General features: G+C 62.2%; 20 protein-coding genes, 2 tRNA genes, 1 pseudogene and 1 riboswitch. Of the genes and pseudogenes, 9 read left to right on the forward strand and 14 right to left on the reverse strand.

Features of this window, described 5'->3' with window-relative positions; all coding sequences use genetic code 11:
- The 3 genes and pseudogenes from ACEXP3_RS12135 to ACEXP3_RS12145 all read left to right on the forward strand — a co-directional run.
- Positions 1 to 295, forward strand: a 295-nt coding sequence (locus ACEXP3_RS12135) for a hypothetical protein (protein WP_377297494.1), incomplete at its 5' end; no start/stop codon positions are given.
- Complete coding sequence (locus ACEXP3_RS12140) at positions 292 to 525, forward strand: hypothetical protein (protein ID WP_377297495.1); 234 nt, start codon at positions 292 to 294, stop codon at positions 523 to 525. The genes ACEXP3_RS12135 and ACEXP3_RS12140, both read left to right, overlap by 4 nt.
- A gap of 464 nt (positions 526 to 989) precedes the next feature.
- Positions 990 to 1,994, forward strand: a pseudogene (locus ACEXP3_RS12145) (tyrosine-type recombinase/integrase); the annotation flags it as partial.
- Positions 1,995 to 2,487: 493 nt separating this feature from the next.
- Here the strand turns inward: ACEXP3_RS12145 and ACEXP3_RS12155 are convergent.
- Positions 2,488 to 2,561, reverse strand: a tRNA-Gly gene (locus ACEXP3_RS12155).
- A gap of 84 nt (positions 2,562 to 2,645) precedes the next feature.
- Positions 2,646 to 3,740, reverse strand: a complete 1,095-nt coding sequence (locus ACEXP3_RS12160; RefSeq protein WP_210103654.1) for a 2'-deoxycytidine 5'-triphosphate deaminase — start codon at positions 3,738 to 3,740, stop codon at positions 2,646 to 2,648.
- A gap of 73 nt (positions 3,741 to 3,813) precedes the next feature.
- Positions 3,814 to 3,892, forward strand: a riboswitch (SAM riboswitch).
- A 42-nt stretch (positions 3,893 to 3,934) separates the two neighbouring features.
- Here ACEXP3_RS12160 and ACEXP3_RS12165 point away from each other — a divergent pair.
- Both ACEXP3_RS12165 and apaG read left to right on the forward strand, forming a co-directional pair.
- On the forward strand, positions 3,935 to 5,119 hold the full coding sequence (locus ACEXP3_RS12165; RefSeq protein WP_377297496.1) for an O-succinylhomoserine sulfhydrylase: 1,185 nt from the start codon (positions 3,935 to 3,937) through the stop codon (positions 5,117 to 5,119).
- 137 nt (positions 5,120 to 5,256) lie between these two features.
- On the forward strand, positions 5,257 to 5,649 hold the full coding sequence (apaG, locus tag ACEXP3_RS12170) for a Co2+/Mg2+ efflux facilitator ApaG/CorD (protein WP_210103656.1): 393 nt from the start codon (positions 5,257 to 5,259) through the stop codon (positions 5,647 to 5,649).
- Positions 5,650 to 5,668: 19 nt separating this feature from the next.
- Here apaG and ACEXP3_RS12175 read toward each other — a convergent pair whose 3' ends face one another.
- The 3 genes from ACEXP3_RS12175 to ACEXP3_RS12185 form a co-directional block, all read right to left on the reverse strand.
- On the reverse strand, positions 5,669 to 6,658 hold the full coding sequence (locus tag ACEXP3_RS12175) for an Hsp33 family molecular chaperone (RefSeq protein ID WP_377297497.1): 990 nt from the start codon (positions 6,656 to 6,658) through the stop codon (positions 5,669 to 5,671).
- Positions 6,659 to 6,840: 182 nt separating this feature from the next.
- Positions 6,841 to 7,758 (reverse strand): ornithine carbamoyltransferase, encoded by a 918-nt coding sequence (argF, locus tag ACEXP3_RS12180; RefSeq protein ID WP_377297499.1) that lies wholly within the window; start codon positions 7,756 to 7,758, stop codon positions 6,841 to 6,843.
- A 53-nt stretch (positions 7,759 to 7,811) separates the two neighbouring features.
- Positions 7,812 to 9,008 (reverse strand): aspartate aminotransferase family protein, encoded by a 1,197-nt coding sequence (locus ACEXP3_RS12185; protein WP_377297500.1) that lies wholly within the window; start codon positions 9,006 to 9,008, stop codon positions 7,812 to 7,814.
- 429 nt (positions 9,009 to 9,437) lie between these two features.
- On the opposite strand from ACEXP3_RS12185, the gene ACEXP3_RS12190 reads away from it, so the two are divergent.
- On the forward strand, positions 9,438 to 10,001 hold the full coding sequence (locus ACEXP3_RS12190; protein WP_377297501.1) for a GcrA family cell cycle regulator: 564 nt from the start codon (positions 9,438 to 9,440) through the stop codon (positions 9,999 to 10,001).
- A 165-nt stretch (positions 10,002 to 10,166) separates the two neighbouring features.
- On the opposite strand, the gene phoB is transcribed toward ACEXP3_RS12190, so the two are convergent.
- The 7 genes from phoB to phoR form a co-directional block, all read right to left on the reverse strand.
- Positions 10,167 to 10,850 (reverse strand): phosphate regulon transcriptional regulator PhoB, encoded by a 684-nt coding sequence (gene phoB, locus ACEXP3_RS12195; protein WP_210103661.1) that lies wholly within the window; start codon positions 10,848 to 10,850, stop codon positions 10,167 to 10,169.
- A gap of 26 nt (positions 10,851 to 10,876) precedes the next feature.
- Positions 10,877 to 11,587, reverse strand: a complete 711-nt coding sequence (gene phoU / locus ACEXP3_RS12200) for a phosphate signaling complex protein PhoU (RefSeq protein WP_210103662.1) — start codon at positions 11,585 to 11,587, stop codon at positions 10,877 to 10,879.
- 60 nt (positions 11,588 to 11,647) lie between these two features.
- A complete protein-coding gene (gene pstB / locus ACEXP3_RS12205) occupies positions 11,648 to 12,463 on the reverse strand; it encodes a phosphate ABC transporter ATP-binding protein PstB (RefSeq protein WP_377297502.1) in 816 nt (271 codons plus the stop codon).
- Between the two features lie 13 nt (positions 12,464 to 12,476).
- Positions 12,477 to 13,799: a phosphate ABC transporter permease PstA gene (pstA, locus tag ACEXP3_RS12210; protein ID WP_377297503.1), complete on the reverse strand. Its 1,323-nt coding sequence runs from the start codon at positions 13,797 to 13,799 to the stop codon at positions 12,477 to 12,479.
- The gene (gene pstC, locus ACEXP3_RS12215; RefSeq protein WP_377297504.1) at positions 13,796 to 15,280 is read right to left on the reverse strand and encodes a phosphate ABC transporter permease subunit PstC; all 1,485 of its coding nucleotides are present in this window, start codon (positions 15,278 to 15,280) and stop codon (positions 13,796 to 13,798) included. The genes pstA and pstC overlap by 4 nt, the downstream gene beginning before the upstream one ends.
- 187 nt (positions 15,281 to 15,467) lie before the next feature.
- Complete coding sequence (locus ACEXP3_RS12220) at positions 15,468 to 16,502, reverse strand: substrate-binding domain-containing protein (RefSeq protein ID WP_377297505.1); 1,035 nt, start codon at positions 16,500 to 16,502, stop codon at positions 15,468 to 15,470.
- Positions 16,503 to 16,695: 193 nt separating this feature from the next.
- A complete protein-coding gene (phoR, locus tag ACEXP3_RS12225) occupies positions 16,696 to 17,943 on the reverse strand; it encodes a phosphate regulon sensor histidine kinase PhoR (RefSeq protein WP_377297506.1) in 1,248 nt (415 codons plus the stop codon).
- Between the two features lie 212 nt (positions 17,944 to 18,155).
- On the opposite strand from phoR, the gene ppk2 reads away from it, so the two are divergent.
- On the forward strand, positions 18,156 to 19,052 hold the full coding sequence (gene ppk2 / locus ACEXP3_RS12230) for a polyphosphate kinase 2 (RefSeq protein WP_377297507.1): 897 nt from the start codon (positions 18,156 to 18,158) through the stop codon (positions 19,050 to 19,052).
- Between the two features lie 36 nt (positions 19,053 to 19,088).
- Here ppk2 and ACEXP3_RS12235 read toward each other — a convergent pair whose 3' ends face one another.
- The gene (locus tag ACEXP3_RS12235; RefSeq protein ID WP_377297508.1) at positions 19,089 to 20,558 is read right to left on the reverse strand and encodes a hypothetical protein; all 1,470 of its coding nucleotides are present in this window, start codon (positions 20,556 to 20,558) and stop codon (positions 19,089 to 19,091) included.
- A 294-nt stretch (positions 20,559 to 20,852) separates the two neighbouring features.
- On the opposite strand from ACEXP3_RS12235, the gene ACEXP3_RS12240 reads away from it, so the two are divergent.
- Both ACEXP3_RS12240 and ACEXP3_RS12245 read left to right on the forward strand, forming a co-directional pair.
- A tRNA-Thr gene (locus ACEXP3_RS12240) sits at positions 20,853 to 20,928 on the forward strand.
- Positions 20,929 to 21,098: 170 nt separating this feature from the next.
- Positions 21,099 to 21,434, forward strand: coding sequence for a hypothetical protein (locus ACEXP3_RS12245; protein ID WP_377297509.1), 336 nt, complete (start codon positions 21,099 to 21,101; stop codon positions 21,432 to 21,434).
- 170 nt (positions 21,435 to 21,604) lie between these two features.
- On the opposite strand, the gene ACEXP3_RS12250 is transcribed toward ACEXP3_RS12245, so the two are convergent.
- On the reverse strand, positions 21,605 to 21,997 hold the full coding sequence (locus ACEXP3_RS12250; protein ID WP_210103671.1) for a PRC-barrel domain-containing protein: 393 nt from the start codon (positions 21,995 to 21,997) through the stop codon (positions 21,605 to 21,607).
- Positions 21,998 to 22,044 lie beyond the last annotated feature (47 nt).

Consider the following 22,044-nt stretch of genomic DNA (forward strand, 5'->3'; position numbering starts at 1 on the left):
ACCATGCCATGCCGAGACTTACGGCGGCCCATGCAGGCGGGCAGCCTTTGCCGCGCTCAACCAAACTCCCCCATCGAATGTGGATGGAAAGGCAGAGGCCCGGGACGCGGGGATTTCATTTGGCATTGCCATTTCCGTTGCTTTTCTCATCCGTGACCGTGACGAACCGACCATCGCCCGCGAATGGTGGGATGCAGCCGGCCTCACGATCGAGCAGTGCGAACGCATCGGCGTTGACGAATATGACCTTGAGCCGATCCGCGCCGCCCTCGCCACCACGGAGGGCAAGCCATGAGCATGGAGTGGGTCAGAAAGAACTACGGCGTTCCGGCAAAGCGCGGCGGTCGCGTGGAATATACAGGCGACAAGTCAGGTCCGCGCCTCGGCACAATTACCGCCTCAGTCGGCCCCCGTATCCGCATCCGGCTGGATGGCGACAAGGACGCCCTGATCTACCATCCGACTTGGGAGCTTCGCTATCTCGACGCCCCATCGCCCCAGACGAGGGAGCGGGCGCAGAAATGAGCACAAGCCTTGTCCTGAAGAGCGCGAGCATTCAGACCGCGCTGCACGCAAGATCTACTGCCGTTGTGGATCGTCTGAGAAGCCTTGAAGCTGGGGAAAATTTCCAGCTTCCCACCACCTGCAAATTTCTTCGCGACACATGCCCGCAACGCGGTCAGTGGAGGCGAAAATTTACCTACTACGGCCAATCCATGCATGGCACTGACTGGCCTGATCGGTGGCTGGTTGAATTCGGAGAGGCGGAAAAACAATGCTCCGAACCGAGGGAGGATTCGTGATGGGACGCCGCGCCGTCATCAGATCAACCGACATCACCACGACGATCGCAGCCCTCAAAGCGGCCGGCCTTACGCCAGTTGCAATGGACACATTGCCAGATGGTGGCACAAGATGGCACTTTACCGCGCCGAACCGCGCGGACGAAGACGAACTAGACCGCGAACTGAGGGAACACGAAGAGCGCCATGGAAATCGAGCTTAAGGGCATCCACACGGTAAAGGCCAAAGGCCGCGTCTACTATTATGCGTGGCGCGGCGGTCCAGCACTGAAAGGACTACCCGGCTCGATCGAGTTCATGAAATCCTATAACCAGGCGATCGCCGATCGGCAGACGCCGGATGACAGCAAGTTTCGCGCGGTCGTCACCCACTACAAAACCCATGAATTTCCAAAACTGGCAGCATCGACACGCCGCGTGTGGGCGCCATGGCTTGATAAGGTATCGCTGCGCTTTGGTGATTTGAGCATCGCCCAGTTCAACCGGCCGGAGAAGATCCGGCCCGCCATCATTCGCTGGAGGTCGGAATTTTCCGAAACACCACGCTCCGCAGACTTCGCGCTGCAGGTGCTTTCACGCATCCTTGCCCACGCGGTCGATCCAATGGGCAAGATTGCCTCAAACCCTTGCGAAGGCATCAAGCACCTTTACAGCGCCTCCCGCGCCGAAATCATCTGGACGCCCGATGATATCGCCCAGCTGAAGGCGGCGGCATCTGAAGAAGTCGGCTTCGCGGTCGATCTCGCCGCACACACCGGCTTGCGCGTCGGAGACATGGTGCGCCTCTGCTGGTCCCATGTCGGCCAGGATGCAATCATCATCACCACCGGCAAAAGCCGCCATCGCAAGGAAGCGGTGATCCCGCGCTATGACGCGCTAAACGAACTGTTGGATCGTATTCCGAAACGCTCGCCCGTCATCCTCACCAACAGCCGCAAGCGCCCATGGACGCAGGACGGCCTTGCCAGCTCCTTCTGGACGGCAAAGGTGCAAGCCAAAATGCAGGAGCGCGATTTACACTTCCACGACCTGCGCGGAACAGCCGCCACGAAGTTTTACATCGCCGGCCTCTCGATCCGGGTGATTGCCGAAATCATGGCGTGGGAAGAAGACCAGGTGGAGAAGATCATCCGCCGTTACGTCAGCCGCGGATCCGCAACCCGTGAGGCCATCAGGCAGTTAAACGAGGCGATGCCGGCCAGAGCGTCAGACTACATGGAAGAAAATCTTGAAATGTCTGAAGCGGTAAGGGAAGCCGCTATAGCCGCCGCGAGATTGGGTGGCGGCGTGTACTTTGTTAGGGCGCTAAAGGCAAAGCGTATAAAGATCGGTTTCGCCGCATCTCCTCTTGCTCGGATGCTATCACTGTTCACGGGATCACCTGAAACTTATCAGTTGGCGGCAGTGATACCGGGAGACAGAAAGATCGAGGCATATATGCACGATTGGTTTAAAGGCAGTCGCGCAAAAGGAGAGTGGTTCGATGAAAGCAGCATCTTGCTCGATTTCATTTCGTCTGCGTCTAGCAACCCCATGCTCGATTTCAAAGAGTGGCGCTGGCTGCGCGACATGGAAAACGTTGTGCCGATAGAACGAGACAAGAACAACTGATCGACAAAACTGCCTGTAAAACTTCATTTTGTTCTCGTCGGTGGAAAACGCCTGAAACCCTTGTGGAGCAGGCTGGAGCGGGTGAAGGGAATCGAACCCTCGTATTCAGCTTGGGAAGCTGCTGCTCTACCATTGAGCTACACCCGCCCACTCTTTAGGCTTGAGCGGCCAAGCTCTAGCATCAAGCGGCTTTGCCGTTCAAGACAAAAGCGTGAAAAAAGCAAGCCGCCGTCAGCTGCGGAAATGCTTGGACAGTTTCAGCCCCTGCGCCTGGTAGTTGGAGCCGAGGCCCGAGCCGTAGAGGCCTTGCGGGCGCTCCAGCATGTGTTCGTAGACGAGGCGGCCGACGATCTGGCCGTGCTCGAGGATGAAGGGCACTTCGTGGCTTCTGACTTCCAGAACGGCCCGCGCGCCCGCCCCGCCAACGGCGGCATGGCCGAAGCCCGGATCGAAGAAGCCGGCATAATGCACGCGGAATTCGCCCACCAGCGGATCATAGGGCGTCATTTCGGCCGCATAGAGCGGCGGCACATGGACGGCCTCGCGCGACACGAGGATGTAGAACTCGTCCGGGTCGAGGATCAGTTCGTCGCGGCCGCGGCTGTAGAGCGGTTCCCAGAAATCGAGCACGTCATGGGCGCTCTTCTGGTCGACATCGATGACCGAGGTGTGGTGCTTGCCGCGGTAGCCGATCAGGCCGTCAGGGCCTGTGCCCTTCAGATCGATGGAGAGCGCGATACCGCCGCCGGATACGTTCGGGGTTTCGCTCGCCACCAGCGTTTCCGCCTCATGCAGTGCCAGAACTTCCGGCTCGGTCAGAAGCGCGTGGCCGGTGCGGAAGCGGATCTGCGAAAGGCGCGAGCCGCGCCGTACGATGACGGGAAAGGTGCGCGGGGAGATTTCGAGATAGAGGGGTCCGGTATAGCCGGCCGGGATCTTGTCGAATTCCTGCGCGCGGTCCACCATCACGCGGGTAAAGATGTCGAGACGGCCGGTCGAGCTTTTCGGATTGGTGGAGGCCGAAAGATCGGCCGGAAGGTCAAGGCTTTCCATCAGCGGCACAATATAGACGCAGCCGGTTTCCAGCACGGCGCCGTTTTCAAGATCGATCTCGTGCAGCGTCAGCCGCTCGATCTTGTCGGCCACCGTGTGGTTGGGGCCGGGCATGAAACTTGCGCGCACGCGCAGCGCCTTGGAGCCGAGGCGCAGGTCAAGGCTTGCCGGCTGGATCTGGTCACCATCCAGCGGCGCCGTGCTTTTCAGCCGGCCGGCCTCGAAAAGGGCGCCGATGGCGCTGTCCGCCAGAATGCCTGATGTACGTGTCATAAACCCTATCCTTCAATCGTCGGACAAAAGCAAAAGCGGGCAATTGACGCAAGCTCCAGAGAGGCGTAAGGCAGGCTTATCCCGTGGTGATTTGGCCGGTCGGCTTGCAGCCACGTTAAATAAGTGGCTAAAAAGACCGGGTGCGAAACCGGTCTGCATATGCGACCGGTTTTTTTGTTACGAAGGTGACACGCATGAGCAAGACCTGGCGCCCCGCAACCCGATTGGTTCACGAAGGCACGCTGCGCTCGCAGTATGGCGAAACGTCCGAAGCGATCTACCTGACGCAAGGGTTCGTCTACGAGAATTCCGCCGCCGCCGAAGCCCGCTTCAAGGGCGAGACGGACGGTTTCATCTACGCCCGCTACGGCAGCCCCACCAATGACATGTTCGAAAAGCGCATGATCGCGCTGGAAGGCGCTGAAGACGCGCGCGCCACGGCATCCGGCATGGCAGCGGTTGCTGCGGCAATCCTGTGCCAGGTGAAGGCCGGCGACCATATCGTCGCTGCACGCGCGCTCTTCGGCTCCTGCCGCTACATCGTCGAGACGCTGGCGCCGAAATATGGCGTCGAGTGTACGCTGGTCGATGGACGCGACCTTGCCAACTGGGAAGCCGCGATCCGCCCCAACACCAAGGTGATGTTCCTTGAAAGCCCGACCAACCCGACGCTGGAAGTGGTCGATATCGCAGGCGTTGCCAAGCTCGCCAACCAGATCGGCGCCAAGGTGGTGGTCGACAATGTGTTTGCCACCCCGCTCTTCCAGAAGCCGCTGGAACTGGGTGCGCATATCGTCGTCTACTCCGCGACGAAGCATATCGACGGCCAGGGTCGCTGCCTCGGCGGCGTGATCCTCTCCGACAAGCAGTGGATCGACGAGAACCTGCACGACTATTTCCGCCACACCGGCCCGGCCATGTCGCCGTTCAATGCCTGGACGCTGCTGAAGGGGCTGGAGACGCTGCCGCTTCGCGTGCGCCAGCAGACGGAAAGTGCGGCCCGCATCGCCGATTTCCTGGCCGGTGAGCAGAAGGTGGCAAAGGTCATCTATCCCGGCCGCAAGGACCATCCGCAGGCCGACATCATCGCCAAGCAGATGACCGGCGGCTCGACGCTGATCTGCATCGAGCTGAAGGGTGGCAAGGAAGCCGCCTTTGCCGTGCAGGACGCGCTGGAGGTCATCAAGATTTCCAACAATCTCGGCGATTCCAAGAGCCTGATCACCCATCCGGCGACGACGACGCACAAGAACCTCACCGACGAGGCCCGCGCCGAGCTTGGCATTTCCGGCGGCACGCTGCGCCTCTCCTGCGGCATCGAAGACACCGACGACCTGATGGACGATCTGACGCGGGCGCTTGCGACCGTCTCCGCCTGAAAATCCCTGAGACATCTGCAAAGCACGCAGTTGAACGCGGTTAATTGACAGTTCGTGACTGTCCCGATGGGCGCATTTCTTGACCTTGCGCCCATCCTGTACGATATCCCTCTGTGTACAGAGTAAAGGTATCGCGCATGTACCGGGCCCGGACGAAGGATATCGAAGTCGAGGTGGAACCCTATTATCTGGAGGAGCAATCCGATCCGGACGACAGCCGCTATGTCTGGGGCTACCGCATCGTCATCGCCAATCACTCGGATCTCACCGTCCGCCTCATTCACCGCTACTGGCACATTACCGACCAGAACGGCCTTGTGGACGAAGTGGAGGGACCGGGCGTCGTCGGCGAGCAGCCGCGGCTGAAGCCGGGCGATACCTATGAATATTCGTCGGGCTGCCCGCTCGATACGCCATCAGGCCTGATGTTCGGCCATTACCAGATGGAAACCGACGAAGGCGAGATCTTTACCGTCGACATCCCCGCCTTCTCGCTGGATAGCCCGGGGCTTGCGCGGGTTCTGAACTGACGTCCCGCGCAAGGTTTGATCAGGCCGGCTCGAATTCCGACGGATCGTAGCGGTAGGTTGTCGAGCAGAATTCGCAGGTGACCGCGATTTCGCCCTCTTCGATGCTGGCGGTGATTTCCTCGGCGGTAAAGCCGGCCAGCACGCCCTTGATCTTGTCGCGCGAGCAGCTGCACCGGTCGAGAACCGCCTGCGGTTCGAAAATGCGCACGCCGCGCTCATGGAAGAGGCGAAACAGCAACCGCTCGATCCCGACCAGCGGATCCGTCAGTTCGTCGGTATCCACCGTCTGCACCAGCGTGCTGGCTTCCGTCCAGGCATCGTCGGAGACATGGTCGAGCTCGCGCTCATCCCCGTCACCGCCATGCAGGTCCTGCTGCCGCATGCGCTCGGGCGCCTGCGGCAGAAACTGCGCCAGCACGCCGCCGGCGCGCCAGTTGTGGCGCGGCTTTCCCGCTTCATCCCGGTCGATCAGTTCGGCCACGCCGAGGCGCACCTTGGTCGGGATCTGTTCCGACTGGCGGAAATAGACGCCGGCGATTTCCTCAAGCGAGGAGCCATCGAGCGGCACGATGCCCTGATACGGGGTCATGCCATGGCCCTGGTCGATGGTGAAGGCGAGAAACCCCTCGCCCAGAAGCTCCGGCGGCGAAACGCGCCCGGCCTTGACCGCAGCCGCAAGCGCCTCCTCGTCGAAACGGGCATAGGCGCGCATGCTTTCCGGGCTCGAAAAATCCGCCACCAGCAGGTCGACCGGACCGTTCCCCTTGGTCTGAACGGTGAACCGCCCTTCGAACTTCAGGGAGGTGCCGATCAGCGCCGTCAGAACGATGGCTTCGGCCAGCAGGCGCGCAACCGGCGCCGGATAGTCGTGACGACCCAGAATGGTATTCAAAAGCGGCCCGAGCTGCACGGCACGGCCGCGCACATCCAGTCCCTCGACCTGGAACGGGATGACGCGGTCATCGCCCGCCAGATCAAGTTCACTCAGGTCCACTACAGCTTCTGCCATGACTTACTCCTTCACGCCGGAGCACCCATTTCGCACAAAAGGCGGCCGAGCGGAACCGCTGACCGGGCAAAGAGGCCGACGATATGTCTTGAAACGCCCGAACCGGCAGGGTTAAGGGCGCAATTGGAAAGCCGACAGATGGGGTGGCCCGGCCGCTAAATCAAGCCGGGCGCCCAACACGCCTAGACGGCGCCAAAGCACCAGGCCAGGATCGACTTCTGCGCATGCAGGCGGTTTTCCGCCTCGTCGAAGACCACCGACTGCGGGCCGTCGATCACCTCGTCGGTGACTTCCTCGCCGCGATGGGCCGGCAGGCAGTGCATGAACAGCGCATCGGCACCCGCCCGCTGCATCAGCTGGCTGTTGACCTGGAAGGGCTGGAAGACATTGTGGCCGCGCGCCTTGTGCTCCTGGTTCATCGAGACCCAGGTATCGGTGACGACCATGTCGACGCCTTCGACGGCCCGCTCGGCATCATGGAACAGCTTGACGTCGCCGCCATTGTTGCGCGCCCAGTTGAGATATTTGTCGGAGGGCTCCGACCCGAGCGGCACGGCCATGTTCATGCGGTAGCCGAAGCGGGCAGCGCCCTCGACGAAGGAATGCAGCACGTTGTTGCCGTCGCCGGTCCAGGCAAAGGTCTTTCCCGCCACCGGTCCACGATGCTCCTCGAAGGTAAGGAGGTCCGCCATGATCTGGCAGGGATGCGTCTCGTCGGTCAGGCCGTTGATGACGGGCACTGTCGCATGTTCGGCAAGCTCCAGCAGGCGCTTGTGATCGGTGGTGCGGATCATGATGGCATCGACATAGCGCGACAGGACCTTGGCCGTGTCGCCAATAGTTTCGGCGCGGCCGAGCTGCATTTCGGTGCCGGAGAGAAACAGCGTCTCGCCGCCGAGCTGGCGCATGCCGACATCGAAGGATACGCGGGTGCGCGTCGACGGCTTTTCGAAGATCATCGCCAGCATCTTGCCGGCGAGCGGCTTGTCCGCCGTGCCGGCCTTGGTGGCCTGCTTGCGGGTGCGGGCGTCGTCGAGAATGCTGCGCAGTTCCCCGGACGAAACCGCCGAGAGATCGAGAAAATGCTTAGGTGATGCCATGGTCCAATCCATCGGGGCGCCGTCCGGCGGCCCTTGCGTTACGAAAGAGCCCGTCAGGCCGTTTTCTTCAACTGTTCGCGGCTGAGCTTTTCGGCAGCCCGTTCGATGCGCGCCAGACCCTCGCGGGCCTCATCCGCCGTGACCACCAGAGGCGGCAGCAGGCGGATGACGTTATCCCCGGCGGGAACGCCGAGCAGATGCTCCTCCCGCATGGCAAGCGCCAGATCGCCGGCCGGCACGCGCGCCTTGATGCCGAGCATCAGGCCTTCGCCGCGGATCTCCTCGATCACATCGGGAAAACGGTCTTTTAGCGAAGCAAGGCCCTGACGGAAGACGAGCGCCACGTCACGCACGTTTTCCAGAAAGCCATCAGCAAGCACGACGTCAAGCACGGCATTGCCGACGGCCATGGCGAGCGGATTGCCGCCATAGGTCGTGCCGTGGATGCCGGGCTTCATGCCGGACGCTGCCTCGGCGGTTGCAAGGCAGGCCCCGAAAGGAAAGCCGCCGCCGATGCCCTTGGCAACGGCCATGATATCGGGCGCGATGCCGGTTGCCTCATAGGCGAAGAATTTTCCGGTACGGCCAACGCCGGACTGCACTTCATCGAACATCAGGAGAATGCCGCGGTCATCGCAGATCTGGCGCAGCTCGCGCAGGAATTCCTTGGCGACGACGCGGATACCGCCCTCGCCCTGGATCGGCTCGATCAGCAGGGCTGCGGTGTTTTCCGTGATGGCGGCCTTCAGCGCCTCGAGATCGCCGAAGGGAACCTGGTCAAAGCCTTGCGCCTTCGGGCCGAAGCCCTCCATGTATTTTTCCTGGCCGCCGGCGGCGATCGTCGCGATCGTGCGGCCATGGAAGGCGCCTTCGAAGGTGATGATGTGGAATTTTTCCGGGTGACCCTTGGAAAAATGGTAGCGGCGGGCGGTCTTGATGGCGCATTCCAGCGCTTCCGCGCCCGAATTGGTGAAGAACACCTTATCGGCAAAGGTCGCCTCGACCAGACGACGGGCCAGCCGCTCCTGATCGGGGATCTCGTAGAGGTTGGACAGGTGCCAGACCTTTTCGGCCTGATCCTTCAGGGCCTGGACCAGATGCGGGTTGGAATGGCCGCAGGAGGTGACGGCGACGCCCGCACCGAAATCGAGATATCGCTCGCCCGTTTCCGTCACGAGCCAGACCCCCTCGCCACGCGTAAAACGCAGCGGGGCCCGTGCAAAGGTGTCGAAAAGCGCGGCTTCAGCCATGGCGACATCACTCCTTGGGCAATCATCCGTCCAAGCGCCCGCGGGCTGCCCGAACGCAAACCAGAAATCAAAAATGCCGCCTTGAGCGGCGGCAGGCGCACTATCTGCATTTCAGGATCAACTGTCAACAAATCGCTTGAATTCCGGGGGATTTCCGCTGCGTGAGGCTGGCTTGCGCCAGGCTTTCGCGCTGTGACAAAAAAGACTCGCCTTAAAAGCAAGTTGGGGAAAACCCGGAAATCGATTCGCGGCGATTCCACCGACTCTTGTCAGCGAGTCCCCGGGCCGATAGGTTAAAGATCAATTACTAGACTGCATGCGGCGGAACTAGTCACCAAACGTATAGATATGGTATGTCCGGCAGGAAATCCTCCCGCCGGAGGGTGAACGATTCTGTCTCGCACAGATGCTCTAAGGCGGAGAGACAGCATGAACTGGACGGACGAGCGCGTCGAGAGACTAAAGCGGCTTTGGGCCGAAGGCCTGAGCGCAAGCCAGATCGCCACACAGCTGGGCGGCGTCAGCCGCAACGCCGTGATCGGCAAGGTGCATCGCCTCAACCTGCCGGGCCGCGCAAAGGCCGGCGGCACGCAGGCAACGGCGCGCACCGCGCCCGCCAAGCGCACCACGTCGGCGCCGCGCGCACCAAACTTTGCCGCCCGCACCCCGGCCGGCGCCCCCACCCGCACCGTTACCCGTCCGCTCGGCGCCACGCTGGTGACGGAAGAGGTCGAGGCCGAAGCCGCCGAACCGGCAGAATTCAAGGCACCGAGCAATGTCGTCGTGCCGATGTCGCGCAAGCTGTCGCTGACGGATCTCACCGAGCGCACCTGCAAGTGGCCGATGGGCGACCCGCTGAAGGACGATTTCCACTTCTGCGGTTCGGAATCTGCCGATACCTCGCCCTATTGCAAGTATCACGCGCGGCTTGCCTACCAGCCGGTGAACGAGCGTCGCAAGGCCGCCAACATCTCGGCCGCTGCCCGCGCCTGATCCTTAAGGGATCGTCAGCCGATGCGAACGAAAAACGGGCCCCGCGCCCGTTTTTTTTGCGCGCTCGGCAGTGACCGGTGACTGGGGACAAGACAAACGCCCGGCAGCAGGGCCACCGGGCGTTGAACGTTTTGGGTCTGGCAAAACCGGCGTGCGGGGACCGCCTCAGGCTTCCATCGAATAGCCGGCGCCGCGCACGGTGCGGATCACATCCTGCATGTTGGAAAAGTTGAGCGCCTTGCGCAGGCGCCCGACATGCACGTCGACGGTGCGCTCGTCCACGTAGATATCGTGACCCCAGACGCCATCGAGAAGCTGCGAGCGCGAATAGACGCGGCCGGGCGATGTCATCAGGAATTCCAGCAGGCGAAACTCGGTGGGCCCAAGCCGCACTTCGCGGCTCTTGCGGTGAACGCGATGCGTTTCGCGGTCGAGTTCGATATCGCCGCAGCGCAGCACGCTCGACAGAACCTCCGGCCGGGCGCGGCGCAGCATGGCTTTCACACGCGCCATCAGTTCCGGCGTCGAGAAGGGCTTTACCACATAGTCGTCGGCACCGGTCGCCAGACCGCGCACACGCTCGCTTTCCTCGCCGCGTGCCGTCAGCATGATGATCGGCAGGCGTTCGGTATCCGGACGCATGCGCAGGCGCCGGCAAAGCTCGATGCCGGAGACGCCCGGCAGCATCCAGTCGAGGATCAAGAGATCCGGCAACCGCTCCTGCAGGCGGATTTCCGCCTCGTCGCCGCGCAGGATGGTCTCGACCTCGTAGCCTTCGGCCTCGAGATTATAGCGCAGGAGGACGCTGAGAGCTTCCTCGTCCTCCACAACCGCAATTTTGGGCAGCATGGTTCAGGCACTCCGTCAGTATGGCCTTACTCGGCCACGGCACCAAGCGTGTTGGACGTATCATCCTTGGGGCGCTCGCCTTCCGGCTGGGCACCGGTTGCAATGTAATAGATCGTCTCGGCGATGTTGGTGGCATGGTCGCCGATGCGCTCGATGTTCTTGGCGCAGAACAGGAGATGCGTGCACGACGTGATGTTGCGCGGGTCTTCCATCATGTAGGTCAGCAGCTCGCGGAACAGCGAGGTGTACATGGCATCGATTTCCTCGTCGCGCTGGCGGATGGCTTCCGCCTTCTGCACCGAGCGGCTGGAGAACACATCGAGCACTTCCTTCAGCTGCACGAGCGCCAGCTCGGACAGATGCTCGAGGCCACGGGCAAGCTTGCGCGGAACGCCGGTGCCCTGCACGGCAATGACGCGCTTGGCGGTGTTCTTGCCCAGATCGCCGACGCGCTCGAGATCGGCTGCAATGCGCAGCGTGCCGATGATTTCGCGCAGATCCGCCGCCATCGGCTGGCGCTTGGCAATCGTCACGATCGCCTTTTCCTGGATCTCGCGCTCGGCGTGATCGAGGATCACGTCGTCGGAGATGACCTTCTGGGCAAGCGCGCCATCGGAATTGACGAGCGCGCGCACGGCATCGCCGCACATCTGCTCGGCAAGGCCGCCCATTTCGGAAATGCGGCGGTTGAGGTATTTCAGGTCTTCGTCATAGGCCGAAAGGATGTGCGAAGGCATTTTGGCGTCCTCGGATAGGGGTGTCAGCACAAGGCGGCAGGCAGGGATCGGCGGCGGCAATCAGCCGAAGCGACCCATGATGTAGTCCTGCGTGCGCTGATCATCCGGGTTGGTGAACATCTTGTCGGTGTCGTTCTCCTCGACCAGCTGGCCGAGGTGGAACATGGCGGTGCGCTGCGAGACGCGGGCCGCCTGCTGCATCGAGTGGGTCACGATGACGATGGTGTAATTGCTGCGCAGCTCGTGGATCAGCTCTTCCACTTTCGCGGTCGCGATCGGATCGAGCGCCGAGCAGGGCTCGTCCATCAGGATGACTTCCGGCGACACGGCAATGGCGCGGGCAATGCACAGGCGCTGCTGCTGGCCGCCCGAGAGGCCGGTGCCGGATTCGTGCAGGCGGTCCTTTGCTTCGTTCCAGAGACCGGCGCGCTGCAGGCTTGCCTCGACGATCTGATCCATGTCCGCCTTGTTGCGGGCAAGACCGTGGATACGCGGACCGTAGGCGATGTTTTCGTAGATCGACTTCGGGAACGGGTTCGGCTTCTGGAACACCATGCCGACGCGGGCGCGCAGTTCCACCACGTCGATCGACGGATCGTAGATATCGTCGGTATCGAGCGTGATGCGGCCGGTGACGCGGCAGCTTTCGATCGTATCGTTCATGCGGTTGAGGCAACGCAGGAAGGTGGACTTGCCGCAGCCCGAAGGGCCGATCAGCGCCGTCACCGTATTTTCGCGGACATTGAGATTTACGTCGAAGAGGGCCCGCTTCTCGCCGTAATAGACGGAAACGTCCTTGCCCACCATCTTGTAGGAAACGTCATTCATTTTCTGATCCAGAGCCTTTTCAACTGCTGCTTCCGACATCATGTTCATTGGCCGTATCCTTCTACCAACGCCGTTCGAAGCGACGACGCAAGAGGATCGCGCCGACATTCATGACAATGAGGAACAGGAGCAGGATGATGATTGCTCCGGAGGTGCGCTCGACAAAGGCGCGCTCCGCCTCGTTTGCCCACATGTAGATCTGCACCGGCAAGGCCGTCGACGGGTCGAGCGGCGTCGTCGGGTAATTGGCGACGAAGGCGACCATGCCAATGAGAAGAAGCGGTGCGGTTTCGCCCAGCGCATGGGCAAGACCGATAATGGTGCCGGTGAGAATGCCGGGCATGGCAAGCGGCAGGACGTGGTGGAAGATCGTCTGCATCTTGGAGGCGCCGAGCCCGAGCGCTGCGGCGCGGATCGACGGCGGCACAGCCTTCAGCGCCGCACGCGTGGCAATGATGATCGTCGGCAGGGTCATCAGCGTCAGCACCAGGCCGCCGATCAGCGAGGCCGAGCGCGGCAGGCCCATGAAGTTGATGAAGACGGCAAGCCCGAGCAGGCCGTAGACGATCGAGGGCACGGCGGCCAGATTGTTGATGTTGACCTCGATCAGGTCCGTGAAACGGTTCTTCGGGGCAAACTCTTCCAGATAGATCGACGCGGCGACACCAATGGGCAGCGCCAACACCAGCACGATCAGCATCATGTAGAAGGAGCCAATCAGGGCCACGCCGACACCGGCTGCTTCCGGACGGCTGGAAGCACCGTTGAAGAAGATCCCGGTGTTGAAATGCTTGGCCAGAACGCCGCTTTCAGCCATCTGGTTCATCCAGCCGACCTGGCGGTCGGAAACCTTGCGGTTGTTTTCGGTGACCGACAGGTTGATCTGCCCCTTGAAGGCCGAGTCCGTATCGCCCGAGGCGAGCAGTTGGACCGTCTGCGTCTTGCCGATGATCGAGGGATCGGCAACGACGAGGTCACGCAGCTGCGAGCGCACGCTGTCAGACAGCATCAGGCCCACATCGCGCATGGCGGTGCGGTCGGTTTCGGCAACGCCCAGAACCTTGGCCACCGCAGTGCGGGCGAGGACCGGATAATTGGCGGTCAAAAGCTTCTGCGGATTGCTTGCCCGCTCATTCTTAGGATCGATCAGCTGCTCGGAAAACTCGACCGGCACCGTGATCATCGTCTGCTGAAAGGCCGTATAGCCTTTGGAGACGACCGACCAAAGAAGGATGAACAGGAAGACGAGGCCGAACAGGATCGCGGCAATGCCATAGGCGCGGAAACGACGTTCGGCAGCATAGCGGCGCTTGATCCCGATATCGCGGCGCGGGCGGCCAAGAGCGGCGGCCGGTGCGGCCGAAGGCGTGATGACCTGGCTCATTCGTACTGCTCCCGGTATTTGCGCACGATGTAGAGCGCGTAGATGTTCAGGCAAAGCGTGATGGCAAAGAGCGTAATGCCGAGCGCAAAGGCAACCAGCGTCTGCGGCGAGGTGAACTCGAGGTCACCCGTCAGCTGGTTGACGATTTTTACCGTCACCGTGGTCATCGGCTCGAACGGGTTGATCTGCATGCGGGCGGCAACGCCGGCGGCCAGAACCACGATCATGGTTTCGCCGATGGCGCGCGAGGCCGTCATCAGGATGGCGCCGACAATGCCGGGAAGTGCTGCCGGCAGGATGACGCGCTTGACCGTTTCGGATCGCGTCGCGCCAAGGCCGAGCGAGCCGTCCCGCATGGCGCGGGGCACCGCCGTGATGATGTCGTCCGACAGCGAGGAGACGTAAGGGATCAGCATGATGCCCATCACGAAGCCGGCCGTCAGAACGCTCTGTGCCTGGATGAAGCTCGTATAGTTGCCGGTCGTGAGGCCCGCGATCTGCGCCGAGATATCGCGCAGGAACGGCCCGACGGTGGTCAGCGCAAAGAAGCCGTAGACGATGGTCGGGATGCCGGCCAGCACTTCCAGAAGCGGCTTCACCACCGAGCGCAGGCGCGGCGAGGCATATTCGGCCATGTAGATGGCCGAGAAGAGGCCGACCGGCACGGCAAACAGCATGGCGACGAAGCCGATATAGAGCGTGCCGAGCAGAAGCGGAACGAGACCGAACTGGCCTTCCGAGCCGCCGGAACCGGCTGCCGCAAAGCGCGGATCCCAGACTGTGCCGAAGAAGAATTCCCAGGCGGGGATCGCATGGAAGAACTGGGTCGCTTCCGTCAGCATCGAGGCGACGATGCCGACGGTGGTCAGGATGGCAATCGAGGAGGCAACGATCAGGCTGCCGAGAATGACATGTTCGACCCGGTTGCGGGCGCGAAACCGCGGCGCGATCAGCCGGTAGGAAATGAGGGCGCCGAGCACCGCGACGATGAGGACGCCGACCGCCGAGCCCCAGGAATTGAGCATGCGCATGCGGTTAAGGTCGATGGCGGCCTTGACCATATAGGGTTCCGGATCGCCGGCAATCGCGACACCGCGGCCGCCCATCAGGGCGCGAAGGTCGCCGGGATTGCGCTCGGCCTGCGCCGTCTCGTCGGGCGAGAGCGCATTGAGGCCGCGGGCGATGCCTTCGATCATGCCGAAGTTGAGGCTCTGGGTTGCCGAAGACTGGGCAAGCGCCTCTGCGGGGAAATCACTGCGCACGACATTGTTGATGACCGCTGGCGAAATGATCAGCCAGGCGGCAAGCACCAGAAGGGCAGGAAGCGCGGTCCAGACGGCGACGAAGGAGCCGTAATAGCCCGGGCGCGAATGCATGGTGGACGACCGGCCGCCCGACAGGGCAAGTGCCCGCCGCGTCCCGGCCAGATAGCCCAGAATGGCTATCACCGCCGTCGTCAGAAGGAGCATTGATGTACTCATGAAATCCCCCGGCTACCGCCTGTCCGGCCACCATGGTGCATGGCCGTTCGGCTTCATTCATTGAAGCAGACTAAATTTTGGTAAAAACAGGTGTTAGCAAATGTCTTTTGGTCGCCCGGTCGATCCAGGCATGCCGTGGCGGCCATCGACCGGCGGGACCAAGCCCCGCCGGTCGATCGTTTTGCAATTACATGGTCTTGCCGGCGGCGAATGCCTTGCGGACAGCGTCGCGCTGGTCATCGGGAGCAGCAACCAGGCCGTACTGGGCCAGCGGCGAGTCAGGGCCGACCATATCGTCAGAGATGAAGAACTCGACATATTCCTTCAGGCCCGGGATCACGCCGAGATGGGCCTTCTTCACGTAGAAGAACAGCGGACGCGAAACCGGATACTTGCCGGACGAGATGGTTTCCGTCGACGGAACAACGTCCTTGACGGTTGCGACCTTCAGCTTGTCCTTGTTGTTTTCGTAGAAGGCCAGGCCGAACACGCCAAGGCCGGTCTTGTTGGCCGAGATGCGGGCCAGCGTTTCGGTGTAGTCACCGTCGATGTCGACGGCAGCGCCGTCCTTACGGACAGCAACGCACTTGGCGGCAGCCTGCTTGGCATCGGTGATGGCAGCCTTGATCACGTCAGAAGCGCCTGATTCCTTGCAGCCTTCCGTCATGATCTTCTCTTCGAAGACTTCGCGGGTGCCGTGCTTGGAGCCCGGGATGTAGGCAGCGATCGGGCCCTTCGGCAGCGTCGGGTTGATCTCCGACCAGTTCTTGTAGGGGTTGGAAACGAGCTTGCCATCGACGACGACTTCAGCAGCCAGCGCCTTGTAGAGGTCCTTCGGCTCCAGCTTCATGTCGCTATTGCCGGAATCGGTGGCGAAAACGATGCCGTCATAACCGATGCGGACTTCCTGGACGTCCGTGACGCCGGCAGCCTTGCAGGCTTCCAGCTCAGACTTGTTGATCGGGCGCGAGGCATTGGCGACGTCGATCGTGGCTTCGCCGACGCCCTTGCAGAATTCCTTCAGGCCAGCGCCGGTGCCGCCGGATTCAACAACCGGGGTCTTGAAGTTCGGGAAAGTTTCGCCGAACGTTTCAGCAACAATCTTGGCATAGGGCAGAACGGTGGACGAGCCGGCAACCTGGATCTGGTCGCGCGCGGCAGCTGCGCCTGCGAATGCGACAGATGCCACCAGGGCAGCTGCGGAAAGTTTCAGGATGGTCATTGTAGTCTCCCGTCATGGGCTGGTGTGAATTCTGGCTGCAACCGGCTGTCGCTCTCGCCGATCATCAGGCAGCCTGTCTTAGCCGCCCGAGCCTCACCCTTTTATGTCATTTCGGTGAAACATTTGTGACAGAACAAGCGATTGATTTTAATCGGAAATAATCATCGCCCCACAGATCGCCGGGCGCTTTGTGTCAGAACCGGACGGTAAAGTCCGTGCCCTTGCCCAGTTCGGATTTGACGATCAGCCGTGCACGATGGCGCGTGAGGATATGCTTGACGATGGCAAGGCCAAGACCGGTGCCTTTCTTCGACCGGCTGTCGGCCACGCTCACCCGGTAAAACCGCTCGGTGAGCCGCGGCACATGCTCGGCCGGAATGCCTGCACCCCGGTCGACGACGCTGAATTCCACCGGCTGCTGCGGCTCGCGGCGCAGGTGGACATCGACGATCTTGCCCTCCTGGCCATATTTGCAGGCGTTCTCGATGAGATTTTCGATGACCTGCACCAGTTCGTCGCGGTCACCGGTCACCTCCACCTTACCCTCGGGCAGGTGCATGCGGATTTCCACCCCCAGTTCATGGGCAAGCGGCACAAGGGAATCGCGCACGCTGCCGACGAGCGGCACGAGATCCACGGTCTGGTTCGGCGCGATATGCGCCTTGGATTCCAGCCGCGACAGGGACAGGAGATCGTCCACCAGCCGGCTCATGCGGGTCGCCTGGTCCAGCATGATCGCCAGGAAGCGCTCATGCGCGCCGGGATCGGATTTCGCCGGCCCCTGCAGCGTCTCGATGAAACCGCGCAGCGAGGCAAGCGGCGTGCGCAGCTCATGGCTGGCATTGGCGACGAAATCGGAGCGCATGCGGTCGATGCGTCGCAGCTCGGAAATATCGCGAAAGGACAGCGCGAAGTAACGCTTGGCGGAGCGGCTGCCTTCCTCCTCGATGGGGGCTACGCGCAAGATATAGACCCGTTCGGAGGGAAGGCGTTCGGAATGCTCGATCTGGTTCGGCTCGCCGGTGGCGATGGTTTCGCGCACCATGTCGAGAATGCCGGGCGTGCGCAGCCGCGCCGACAGATGGGCGCCCGGCGTCATTTCGCCGAAGGCCCTGGTGGCTGCCGGGTTCTGGAAGAGCACATTGGCATCGGTGCCGAGAACGATTACCGGCATATCGAGCGCGCCATAGGCATCGGCAACGTCCTTCAGCGGATCGCGCGGCGCGGGCGCGGGTGCCGCCACCGGCGCTGACGGCTCCTCGTCGATCGGAAGCGAGGGCCCAAGAGCCAGGGACAGGAGGATCAGCAGGAAGCCCGCGCCGACGAAGACCGGGTTGACATCGGCTGCAAGCGCAAGGACCGACAGCAGGCTTGCCGCCGCAACGACCAGCCAGCCGCGCCGCAACTGCTCGACACGCCCTGCCTTTACCTCACGCGCCATGCACGCCCTCCCCGCAAAATCCCTGATGAAACGCCAGCCTGACGGATGGTGATAATCGTCTCGCATGACAGATATACATCGGCACGGCGCGGCGTTTCACAAAATTGGAACCCTTGCAGCTTTCTCAACAGCAAAACATTTTTTTGGATCGCCTCCCTGACGGCGCGCATTCCTGCTTTAGATAGATAAGCGCACAGGATGAGGACACACGGATGGACGCATACGACAGAACGGGCGAGATCGGCAGCCGCATCGCGCACCTGACGATCGACGGCAAGGGCCGAAGCTTCGATATCGACGATCCGCATCTGCCCAAGTGGGTGTCCGAAAACGCGCTGGGTTCCGACAACTATCCCTACGACAAGAAGCTCGATAACGACCGCTATCACGAGGATCTGGAAAAGCTGCAGATCGAACTGGTGAAGGCGCAGATCTATCTGCAGAAGACCGGCAAGCGCGTGATGGCGCTGTTTGAAGGCCGCGACGCCGCCGGCAAGGGCGGCTCGATCTTTGCCATCCATGCCTGCCTCAACCCGCGATCCGCGCGCGTGGTGGCGCTGACCAAGCCCACCGAAACAGAAGCGGGACAATGGTATTTCCAGCGCTATGTGACGCATTTTCCGACGGCGGGCGAGCTCGTGCTGTTTGACCGCTCCTGGTACAACCGTGCCGTGGTGGAGCCCGTGATGGGTTTCTGCACGCCCGAGCAGCACCGGCACTTCCTCAAGATGACGCCCTCCTTCGAGCAGCTGATCGTCGACGAGGGCATTCATTTCTTCAAGTTCTGGCTGAATATCGGCCGGGAAATGCAGATGAAGCGGTTTCACGACCGGCGCCATGATCCGCTCAAAATCTGGAAACTGTCGCCGATGGATATCGCCGCCTTGTCCAAATGGAACGATTACAGCGAAAAGCGCGACCTGATGCTGGACAAGACCCATACCAAGGCAGCCCCCTGGACGATTGTGCGCGCCAATGACAAGCGGCGGGCGCGGCTCAACATCATCCGGCACATCCTGACGACGCTCGATTACGATGGCCGCGACGACAGGGCAATCGGCAAGATCGATGACGACATCCTGGGCTTTGGCCCGGATGCCTTCTCCTGAGGCTCGCTTCTCACCCGACGGCAAGAAGCGCCCGGCTCATTGGCCGGGCAGCACCCGCACCGAAAACAGGTAGATCGACGACCGGCCGCCGAGAATATCGCTGTTGATATAGATGCGGCCCGGCTGGGTGGGCGCCAGCGTGCGATCGAAGGTGACGCGGAACAGGCTGTCGGCGCGCTCCTGCGAGGCGGCAATGCGGTGGCGCGCGCAATCGCCAAGGCTTGAGAAATCGCAGCGTACCGCCACCTGGACCGAACTGTCGGCCGCCGACTGCAGGGTGAGCGCAATGGTCGAGGTCTTGCCGGAGAGTTCCCGCAGAACGTCGACCGGAACCTCGATGGCGACATCGCCGCTCTGGCTGGGCGAGGTAGACGTAATGCGCAGCGCCGGACCATCGGCCATGGCAACCGTTTCCACCGTGGCGGACGCTCCCGCCGCCGCTGCCGCCTTGCGGTTCGGCCCATAGACCTCCAGCCAATCGGAGGAAAAACCGTGCTGCGGGTCAAAGCCCGAGGGCGTGCCGGGAGCCGCGCCGGAAAAATCTTCCTCGCTGACGGTGGCCGGCGGATTGGGAACGCTCGTATCGCGCTGGGCGGCCGTGAGGAACAGGCCGGACGTCCAGGCCCACCAGCCGCCCATCACGATAAAGGTCAGCATGGTCAGCCAGATGAACAGGCGCGAAAAAACGCCACGCCGGCGGCGCTTGCGCTTTTCGCCGGGAATGCCGGGGGCAAGATCACCGCTCTCTGCCGCCGTCTGAGCTTGGCCTTTGCGGCCACGCGACGCTTTTGCCTTGCCGGCGCGCGCCTTGCGGTCGCCAACAGGGGCCGCACCCAGCCGCTCGTTTCGACGTTCGCCGGACATGGCGCCGAGATCGGCAAGACCGTCACCTGCCGTAAGCTGCGACGCTTCCGGCTCGCCTGCGCCAAGGCGCGTGGCGCCGTCGAGACGCGGCTCCGCATGGACCGCAGCCTGGGACCCATCAGGTCGTGCGGCATCAGTGCGCACATCCACCTTCGGCGCTTCGGCGCGGGGCGCCTCATGGCGCGGCGCGGACAGACCTTCGCCTGTCGGCTCCGGATCGATGGCGGGAGAGAGGACCGGATCGATCCGCATCGGGCGCGAACCGGACGGGGCTTGGGTGGAAATCGGAGCAGTTGCAGGAGCAGGCTTTGCGGCCACAGGCGCCGATGAAGACGGCTGCGGTGCGGACGCAGGGGGCACCTCAACTGGGAGCACCGAGGTAGGGGGCACCGAAGCGGGAGCCGGCGATGCCGGTGCCGGGCGTTCGGCGTCGCGCGCCTTTTCCTCGCTCTCGATCTCGCGGATTTTTGCTTCCAGACGCTGGCGTTCAGCTTCGATTACGGCGGGATCGGTCACGGCCTGACGGGTGAGGCCGGCGTCCAGCGCCTGGCGGGCCGTCTGGTAGATACGGGCGCGCGTTGCGGCATCGCCGCGCTCGGAGCGTGACAGCGCGTTCCTGATTGCCGTTTCCAATCCACTCACTGCGTCGCCTTCACTTTCGCTGTCCGTCCTGTCCGTTCGCCGTCGGTTCGGTCATCCGGGCGCTGCCTCGGCGCCCGTCTGCCCTGCACCCTGCGGCGCTGTCGTTCTTTCGGTAAACGCTCGCAGGACGAACTGCAAGCACCGGCGCTTGTCTGTTCCTTTTGGCGCCATAGAAGGCCCTTCCAAGGCAGTTTGGCAAAAGAGATCCACAGGATGTGAAAATCCCCGCTTGAAATCTCTGCGCATTGCCTGTATCAGCCCCGTCACACCGCAAGACCAACCGGTTTTGCCGGCGCCGCTTTAGCTCAGGTGGTAGAGCACATCATTCGTAATGATGGGGTCGCAGGTTCGAGTCCTGCAAGCGGCACCACTTTCTTCTCCCCGACATCAGTCACGCAAACCACTTGTCGACGCCCTCGATGGCCCTGTTGCGCGCCCTCCATTTTTCTCCTGGTCGTTTTTTCCGAAACAATTCCGTGTTGGGCCTGTTGGACACCTGAAGGCCGGCAAATCATTGTCCGCCACGGAGGAAATACCATCATGAAAAAGCTGATCACGGTTGCCATCCTGTCGCTCGGTCTTGCAGGCACTGCCTTTGCACAATCCGGTTCGGGTTCGGGCGGCGCAGGCGGTGGTGCCGGCGGCACGAGCGGTTCCGGTACCAGCGGTTCCGGCACGAGCGGTTCGGGTTCAACCGGCACCTCGGGAACATCCGGCCAAAGCGGCACGGGGAGCATGGGCGGCAGCACCGATACCAACAACACGGCAACCGGCGCCGGCGGCACCGCGGGCACCAATTGCGCTCCCGACACCTCAACCCCGAATTCGAAGACGCAGGGCACATCCGCCCAGACCACGCCGAACCAGCATTGCTGATGGGCGTCTGATTGACCGAAAGGCCCGGGGCACAGCGCTCCGGGCCTTTTTCTGTGCGGCAACGGATGGAGGGCGACGCAGGCCCCTCTCCCGATACCTTGCCCCGCACGCAAAAAGGCCCCGCATCGGGTAAGATGCAGGGCCTTCTGTCGGAACGGACTTGGTTTGCCTTACATCCAGTAGGGCGGCACACCGTAATAGTCGTAAATGGTGCGATCGTTTTCGCGGTAGTACCGGTCGTCGTCGCGATCCTGATAGCGGGGCGCGCCGATGATCTGGTCCTTGGTCAGGTCGATGCGGTAGCCGTCGAGCGTTTCGTCATAACGCAGCTTTTCCCACGGCAGCGGAAAGTAGTCGTCGCCGATGCCGAGAAAGCCACCGAAGCTCAGGACTGCATAGGCCACCTTGCCGCCGCGCTTTTCCAGCAGCAGCCGCTCGACCGAGCCGATCCGCTTGCCATCGGCGCCATAAACGCTGGTGCCTTCGACCTTGTCGCTGGCGATCAGCGCATAGGTGTCCTTTACATAAGGGTCCTGGCCGGCTCTTGGTTCCTGGTGCAACATCGCTGTTCCTCCGTGTTGTTTCGGATAAAGGGAAAACGGTGCTCGCC

The sequence above is a fragment of the Neorhizobium fuzhouense genome, assembly GCF_042611105.1.
GTDB classification, from domain to species: Bacteria; Pseudomonadota; Alphaproteobacteria; order Rhizobiales; family Rhizobiaceae; genus Neorhizobium; species Neorhizobium galegae_A.

Coding starts and splice junctions, on each gene's coding strand:
- phoB (WP_210103661.1), bottom strand. CDS start 10,850: ATGCTGCCCAAAATTGCGGTTGTGGAGGACGAGGAAGCTCTCAGCGTC.
- ACEXP3_RS12250 (WP_210103671.1), bottom strand. CDS start 21,997: ATGTTGCACCAGGAACCAAGAGCCGGCCAGGACCCTTATGTAAAGGAC.
- phoU (WP_210103662.1), bottom strand. CDS start 11,587: ATGCCTTCGCACATCCTTTCGGCCTATGACGAAGACCTGAAATACCTC.
- pstB (WP_377297502.1), bottom strand. CDS start 12,463: ATGAACATGATGTCGGAAGCAGCAGTTGAAAAGGCTCTGGATCAGAAA.
- ACEXP3_RS12165 (WP_377297496.1), top strand. CDS start 3,935: ATGAGCAAGACCTGGCGCCCCGCAACCCGATTGGTTCACGAAGGCACG.
- argF (WP_377297499.1), bottom strand. CDS start 7,758: ATGGCATCACCTAAGCATTTTCTCGATCTCTCGGCGGTTTCGTCCGGG.
- phoR (WP_377297506.1), bottom strand. CDS start 17,943: ATGGCGCGTGAGGTAAAGGCAGGGCGTGTCGAGCAGTTGCGGCGCGGC.
- ACEXP3_RS12185 (WP_377297500.1), bottom strand. CDS start 9,008: ATGGCTGAAGCCGCGCTTTTCGACACCTTTGCACGGGCCCCGCTGCGT.
- ACEXP3_RS12175 (WP_377297497.1), bottom strand. CDS start 6,658: ATGGCAGAAGCTGTAGTGGACCTGAGTGAACTTGATCTGGCGGGCGAT.
- pstC (WP_377297504.1), bottom strand. CDS start 15,280: ATGAGTACATCAATGCTCCTTCTGACGACGGCGGTGATAGCCATTCTG.
- ACEXP3_RS12160 (WP_210103654.1), bottom strand. CDS start 3,740: ATGACACGTACATCAGGCATTCTGGCGGACAGCGCCATCGGCGCCCTT.
- apaG (WP_210103656.1), top strand. CDS start 5,257: ATGTACCGGGCCCGGACGAAGGATATCGAAGTCGAGGTGGAACCCTAT.
- ppk2 (WP_377297507.1), top strand. CDS start 18,156: ATGGACGCATACGACAGAACGGGCGAGATCGGCAGCCGCATCGCGCAC.
- ACEXP3_RS12140 (WP_377297495.1), top strand. CDS start 292: ATGAGCATGGAGTGGGTCAGAAAGAACTACGGCGTTCCGGCAAAGCGC.
- ACEXP3_RS12220 (WP_377297505.1), bottom strand. CDS start 16,502: ATGACCATCCTGAAACTTTCCGCAGCTGCCCTGGTGGCATCTGTCGCA.
- ACEXP3_RS12190 (WP_377297501.1), top strand. CDS start 9,438: ATGAACTGGACGGACGAGCGCGTCGAGAGACTAAAGCGGCTTTGGGCC.
- pstA (WP_377297503.1), bottom strand. CDS start 13,799: ATGAGCCAGGTCATCACGCCTTCGGCCGCACCGGCCGCCGCTCTTGGC.
- ACEXP3_RS12245 (WP_377297509.1), top strand. CDS start 21,099: ATGAAAAAGCTGATCACGGTTGCCATCCTGTCGCTCGGTCTTGCAGGC.